A 6,410-nucleotide genomic window follows, 5' to 3' on the forward strand; every position below is an offset into this window, starting at 1 on the left:
ATTGGTGGAGGGAGTGCGGCAGCCCCAGCTCCCACACGTGCTCGCAGCACCGCCGCTAGCGGGCTTGCCGCACTCCGCTCTCACCCCGAAGCCTACGCCGACGCAAAGACACAAGCCGCTTCAGCGGCGATGCCTGTTGACAGCCAAGAGCATCGCCGCTGAAGCGGCTCCCACAGAATCAGAGGCCAGCGATACGACTCCGGTTACGCCCGTCGTTCTTCGCCTCATAAAGCGCTTCATCCGCGCGGCCCAGCAGCGAATTCAGCGACTCCGGCGAACGCCACATCGCCACGCCCGCGCTCACCGTGATGCGAATCCGGTAATCCCCGTGGACGATCACCAGCGCCGCCAGCGCGTGGCGCACGCGCTCGGTGATATCCAGTGCATGCTCGGCCAGCGCGCCGGGAAGGCAGAGGATGAACTCCTCGCCACCGAAGCGCCCGGCCAGATCGTCCGCGCGGCACATCGACGAAATCACCCGCATCGTCTCGCGGATCACCGTGTCGCCGGCCAGATGGCCGAAGGTGTCGTTGACCGTCTTGAAGTCGTCGATATCCAGCAGCACGAGGCTGAAGGGAATGCCGTCGTTGGCCGCGCCCTGGCGCACGCGCTCGGCCTGTTCGAGGAAGCGGCGACGATTGAGCGAACCGGTGAGCTCGTCGGTGCCGGCCAGATGATCCAGACGCTCGTTGGCTGCCTTGAGGTCACGCGTGCGGGCGTCGACCTGGGCCTGCAGCAGCTCCGCACGGCGGCGCAGGTACAGCGTGCGCAGCGAGACCAGGCCGAAGAAGGCGGCTACGGCGAGCGCCACGGCGGCCAGCAGGGTCCAGGGGCTTTCGTACCAGCGCGGGGTCACGTCCACGCGTACCGAGGTTTCCACGGTACGCGCATCGAGGCCGCGCATCGTGGCGCGTAGCCGAAGCGTGTAGGTGCCGCTGGCCAGGTTGGTATAGATCGCGCTGGGCGGAATACCCCGTGCGACCTCATTCCAGCCCGTGTCGGCGTCGTCCATGCGGTAGGCGTAATGCGTTTCCATCGGCGCGCGATAGTCGAGCAACGCGAAATCCACGCGCAGGTTACGACCGTCGCCGCCAATGGTGATCCGGCCGCCGTCTTCGGGCAGGTCGGCCAGCGGCAAGGGTTTGTCGTTGATGCTCACGTGCGTGACGGCCATGCGCGGCGGCACGATCTGCGGTGCCACCCAGTACGGACGAATCACGGTCAGACCGCCGAGGCCGCCGAACATCAGTTCGCCGCCGGGGGCCTCCGCCGCCGCGCGGTGGATATAGCTGGGAATGCGCAGGCCGTCACGTATGCCCAGGTCCGAGACGCGGTGGCTGCCGGTGTCGATCACGGCCACGCCGTTGGCCATCGAGGCCCACACCCGATCGTCGTGGTCGACCAGCAGCGCGTTGATCTTGCTGTTCACCAGCCCCTCGCGCGCACCGATCAGGCCGAACCGGAACGGGCCATGCGGATTGAACTGGTCCAGGTAGGCAATGCCGCCGAACGTACCCAGCCACAGGCGATGGTGCGAGTCGAATACCATGGAGCCGGTGTAGTCCTGCGGCAGGCTGTTGGGATCGGCGGGATCGTGGCGCAGGTTCACGAAACCCGGCTGGCCGTCGTAGCCGATGCTGATACCGCTGATGGTGGCGAACCACCAGGCGTCCGGCATGCGCACGATGTGGCGCACCTGGTCACCCACGATGCTCGCCGGATCATGCGGGTCATGGCGCATCTGGATGAGCTTGCCGGTGACCGTGTCGTACTGGAAAAGACCGTCGTAGCCGCCGATCAGGATCTCGTTGCCATCGCGCTGCATCGACAGGATGAGCCGGCCGTCCAGGCTGGGGATCATCGAGCTGTGCAGGGCGAAGGTGTCGGGATCGATACGCGAGATGCCCTGCGCGCCTGCCCAGATCGAGCCGTCCGGCGCGACCACGAAAGCCTGCACGTCGCGCTCGGCCTGTTCGCCGCCCAATTGCAGGTGGCGCATCGTGCCCTTGCCCAGGTCGAGCACGTCGATGCGCCCCATGCCGAGGCCGAGCCATACGCGCCCGCGCGGATCGACGAACACCGAGTGCACGTTGGCATTGGACAGCGTGTGCGACTCCAGCGGCGACGGCAGCACGGAAAACACCTTGCGGCCATTCGGGTCGTAATGCGCCGCACCCAGTTCGGTGGCCACCCAGATGTTGCCGGTGCTGTCCTGGAAGATGTCGCGCGTGATATCTCCCGGCAACGACGAGGGCATGGCCGCGTCGTGACTCAGCACGCGCAACTGGCTGGTGTTGAAGTCGTAAGTGACCACGCCGGCACCGTCGGTGGCGGCCCAGAGCACGTGTTGGGGGGTCTCGTGGAAGGCGCGCACCGTGCGCCGGCGAGCCATGCCGTTCTTGCCGGAGAAGCCCGGTACCAGATGCGCATGGCCCTGGGCGTCGATGTTGACGGCACCGGACTGGCCGGTGCCGACCCACAGGCGCGACTGGCTGTCCTCGAACAGCGCCCATATCTGGTCGTGAAGAATTTCGTCGATCGCCGGATCGTCCGACGCCACGCGCTGGAAGCGCTCGCCCGGGCGGCGCACGAACAAGCCGTTATCCGCGCCTGCCCACACGTTGCCCGCCTTGTCCTCAGCGACGACGAAGGTGCGTGCGAGCATGTCCTTCGCGTCGCCGGGCTGGCCGGATTCGTGGGTGATCTTGCCCGTACCGACATCGACGCGATCGATGCCACCTTCGGTGGCGATCCAGAACACATTGCGTTCGCGAGCACGGGCGATCGAAAAAATCTTGCCGTTCGAGGTCCCGCCGGCGCCAATGGGATAGACGTGGAATCGTGTCGTCACCGGGTCGAAGCGCACCAGGCCACCGGCATTCGTACCGATCAGCAGGCCGCCGTCGGCCAGTGGCATGAGATCACGCACATAAGCGTCGGGCAGCACGGCGCCGGCGTAAGCGTCGGGCTCCTGGCCGAATACCTGCATCCGGTAGCCGTCGTAACGGGYGAGGCCGCCGAAGGTGCCGATCCAGATTACCCCGCGGGTGTCCTGCACGATGGCGGTGGTGGTCGAATGCGGCAGGCCATCGGCGACGCCGACCGTGTCGAACCAGGCGGTTTCGTAGACGGCCCAGGGGTCGACGCCGACGGTGGGTGCGGCGATGGCCCCCGCGACAAGGCAGCAGGCCAATCCGGCTCCCACCAGGAAACGGGAGATGCGCGGCCGCCCRTCAGCCTGCATAGACCAACGTCGGGTCGAGATACCGACTGAAAGCAGCCGGCGTCATGGGGCGCGCAAAGTAGAAACCCTGCCCCACGTCGCACCCGAGCCCTCGCAACCAATCGGCCTGCGCTTCGGTTTCGACGCCTTCGGCGATGGTGCGCATGTTGAGTTTCTTGGCCAGCCCGACGATCGCTTCGGTGATCTCGCGGTCGACGAGGTTGGAGTCGCTGCCGCGCACGAAGGACTGGTCGATCTTGATCGTGCCGACGGGCAACTCACGCAAGTGGCCGAGGTTCCAGTAGCCGGCACCAAAGTCGTCGATCAGCAGGTCGAAACCGTGCGAGCGCAGCTTGACCAGCTGGCGCAGGGTTTCTTCCGGCTCGCGCATCGCCGTGGACTCGGTGAGCTCGAAGCGGATCCGCATGGGATCCACGCCGTAGGAACGCACCGTGCGAGCCAGCGTCTCGACGAAAGCCGGCCGGCTGAGCTCATGCATGGAGAGGTTGATGGCGACGTAGTCGACGTGGGTGCCGGCCGCATCCCACAGCTTCACCTGCGTCAGCACCGAGCGCAGCACGTATTCGCCCAGCGCATGGATGAGTGCCGAGCGCTCGGCGATCGGCACGAACACCGCCGGCGGCACGTCGCCGCGCACGGGATGATGCCAGCGTGCCAATGCTTCGACACCCGCCAGCGTACCGTCGCGCAAGTTACGCTTGGGCTGGTATTCCACGTCCAGCTCGCCACGCTGCAAGGCCTCGCGCAACTCCACCGTGAGGGCGAGACGCTCGCGTGCCTGCTCGAGCATGCCCTCTTCGTAGAAGCGGAAATCGGCCTTGCCCGTTTCCTTCACCGCATACATGGCGGCGTCGGCGTTACGGATGAGCGTTTCGGCCACATCGCCATCACGTGGCGCCACGGCGATACCGATACTCGGGCTGACGGCGACGAACTGCCCGGCGACGTTCACCGGCTGCGATACCAGATCGAGCACCTTGCGGCAGACGCGCACGAGGTTTTCGAGGCCGCCGTACGCCTGCACCACCACGACGAACTCGTCGCCGCCGAAGCGCGAGACCACGTCACGTTCGCGCACGCTGCTGCGCAGCGAGGTAGCCACCGCACGCAGGAAGGCGTCGCCGGCTTCGTGGCCCAGCGTGTCGTTGATCGACTTGAAGCCGTCGAGGTCGATGAAGAGCACCGCCAGCGACTTCGTTTCCCCCGAGGCCAGCGCCTCCTCCAGCTCCTGCATCAGGTAGGCGCGGTTGGGCAGCCCGGTGAGGGTGTCGTGGTAGGCATGGAAGGCGAGCGCGCGCCGGGCCTGCTCGCGCGGGTCCTTCAGGCGTGCATTGAGGCGCCGACGCTGGGTGTAGAGCCAGCCGATGACCAGGCCGGCCAGCGCGCTGACCACGATCAGGGCGACCAGCCAGCCGAGGCCTGCGCCGACGGTACTGAAACCCGAGCAGCGGTCGCCCTCGCCGGGCCCGATGAGGGACCAGCGAGCGCACTTCGCCATCGCCAGGTCGAGGCCGGCGTCGCTAAGATTTGTCAGCACGCCACGCTCCGGCCCTGCACAAGACGCTTCCCTTGGGAGTATCGGCCACTACCGCCCCCGACTTTAGTGTCGAAACCAGCCCGAATGATGATGGGTCGGTGGAAAAACGCAATCCATGGTGGTAGTTCGGTCAACCACCGTTCGGGAATGTCTACTTCCCGTTGGCCGGAAGGTAACGATCGAACCAGGCCAGGGCCCGGGCCAGCACGTCACGCCGGCTGGCGTCGCGCGCAAAGCCATGCCCCTCACCCGGGTAGACCACGAGCGAGGTCGGCACGTTCTGGGCGCGCAGCGCGTGCCAGAACTCGAACGACTGCGGGGCCGGTGTTTCGGCGTCGCGCTCACCGACCACGATCAGGGTCGGCGTCCGCACTTCCTTGATGAAGTTGATGGCCGAGCTCTTCGCGTACACGCCCGGATCGTCGTACACCGAGGCGCCGAAGTACGGCTTCATCCACTGGTCGATCAGGTTCTGGCCGTAATAGCTTTGCCAGTTCGAGATGCCGGCACCGGCTACCGCCGCGCTGAAGCGATGGGTCTGGGTCACGGCAAACATGGTCATGAAACCGCCGTAGCTCCAGCCCGTGAGGCCGAGGCGCTTATCGTCGACGGGATGGGTTTTCTCGATGCTATCGACCCCGGCGAGCACATCGCGCAGGTCGCCGTAGCCGAAGTCCTTGCGGTTGGCCTGGACAAAGGCTTCGCCCTGGCCGTAGCTGCCACGGGGATTGGGCATGAAGACGAAGTAGCCCAGCGCGGACAGCGGCGCGCCGCCATAACCTGCGCCCGGCCAACGCGGCGTCACGGCGGCCGCCGGACCACCGTGGATCGAGACGATCATGCCGTAGTGCTTCTTCGGGTTGTAGTTGGCCGGGTAAAGCAGCCAGCCCTGGACGTCATGACCTTCGTTCTTCCAGGTGATGGATTCGGCCTTGCCCCAGGACGGTTTCAGGCCGGCGTTGAACGAGGTGACGGACACCGGCGCTGCCTTGCCGTCGAGGTTGGCGACATGCACTTCGAACGGCTTGTCGTAGGAACTGGCGGTGAAGACCGCCTTGCTCGCGTCCGCCGTGAGCGACACGGACATCGACAGGCGACCGTCGCCGATCGTCATCGGCACTTCGAACACGGTGGACGCGGAGGCGTCGCCATTGGCCGAAAGCGCGTAACGCGACACGCGGCTGGCGCCGGCCGCCGCCTCGGAAACGAGCAGTTCGTCTGCGCCCGTCCAGGTGATCCAGGCCGGCGTGGTGGTGATGCCCGGGGTCACGTCGACCGGTGCGGCACCGCCGTTGCTGGAGACAGTCCAGATATCGCCACCGGTGGAACCCTGGTCGCTCATCAGGCCGCCGATGAAGGCGATGCGCGAGCCGTCCGGCGAGAAGCGCGGCACGGCCATCTGCAGGTCCTTCAGCGGACCGGCGAGCGTCGAGGTATCGACGACCGTCACGGGCTTGGCCGTCGCCGCGGCGGGCTGCACGTAGAGCTTCGCCACCCACCAGTTGTTGTCGCCCGGCGGTTCGGCGGCGACATAGGCGAGGCGACGGCTGTCCGGCGCGAAGCTGAATTCATAGACGTGCAGGCCGGCCGGGGTCAGCGTCGTGACTGCACCCCCGGTCGCTTCGACCA

At 66.6% G+C, this 6,410-nt stretch carries 3 protein-coding genes; all 3 read right to left on the reverse strand.

Translation table 11 applies throughout. From position 1 onward, the window contains the following. Positions 1 to 178: 178 nt before the first annotated feature. A complete protein-coding gene (locus tag AC1DSN_RS16855) occupies positions 179 to 3,193 on the reverse strand; it encodes a ligand-binding sensor domain-containing protein (RefSeq protein ID WP_477331793.1) in 3,015 nt (1,004 codons plus the stop codon). 40 nt (positions 3,194 to 3,233) lie between these two features. Then, the gene (locus AC1DSN_RS16860; protein WP_213946905.1) at positions 3,234 to 4,781 is read right to left on the reverse strand and encodes a putative bifunctional diguanylate cyclase/phosphodiesterase; all 1,548 of its coding nucleotides are present in this window, start codon (positions 4,779 to 4,781) and stop codon (positions 3,234 to 3,236) included. A 151-nt stretch (positions 4,782 to 4,932) separates the two neighbouring features. Then, positions 4,933 to 6,410: S9 family peptidase (locus AC1DSN_RS16865; RefSeq protein ID WP_477331794.1), on the reverse strand; the 1,478-nt coding region annotated here is incomplete at its 5' end.

The organism is Luteibacter sp. P4_D7_3, assembly GCF_056401735.1.